Below are 636 nucleotides of genomic sequence, written 5' to 3'. Positions count from 1 at the left end.
ACGTTGTGCGCAATCTGAAAAAAACTTAATGAATAGAATTTTTATCATATTAATGACCTTATTATGTTCAGTTTCATCTTGCAAAGTATCTGAAAAAATAGCGGAAAATATATCTTGTGACGGAAATATTGAAATACAATATGACCGAACTAAATTATTTGGAAACGATAATCCTAAAGCGGATAAAAAGTTAGATGCTTTTCAAGTTATATTCTTATCTGATTTTGATGAAAATATAAAAGCATACGTGAATGACAAATTAGTGTTTAATGAATTTGTGAAAATTGGAGCAAATTCTCATAGCATAGAAAATACTTTCGGATATAATTATAAGTCGGATTTAAAAACACCGATTTTAAAAGTGGAGTCAATTGAAAAAGGGACTTGCTTTGACATTGAGATTAATAAAAATTATAAAGTTATTTATCTTTTTATAGATAAAAATGGAAAGTGGATTGTCAGATTCTCAAACGAATATTATTTAATCTGAAAAAGAAAAGACTGCGCACAACACCGTATAAAAAAAATTGCTAGTTTTAGCTAAACCAAAGTTAGTTGCTCGTTTGCTAGCTTCTGATTTTCCTTCGGAAAATCCTCGCACACAAACACGCAACTTTCCTTATACAAACACGTTGT

1 protein-coding gene is annotated in these 636 nt (G+C 29.1%); it reads left to right on the top strand.

All coding sequences use genetic code 11. The features are described 5' to 3' along the window. Positions 1-490, top strand: a 490-nt coding sequence (locus tag QPK98_RS15570) for a hypothetical protein (RefSeq protein WP_310994395.1), incomplete at its 5' end; no start/stop codon positions are given. Positions 491-636 lie beyond the last annotated feature (146 nt).

It is taken from the genome of Aequorivita marina, from assembly GCF_031631895.2.
GTDB lineage: Bacteria > Bacteroidota > Bacteroidia > Flavobacteriales > Flavobacteriaceae > Aequorivita > Aequorivita marina.
Note: the sequence above shows the minus strand (reverse complement) of the source record. Positions and strands in the feature narration are given on the sequence as shown.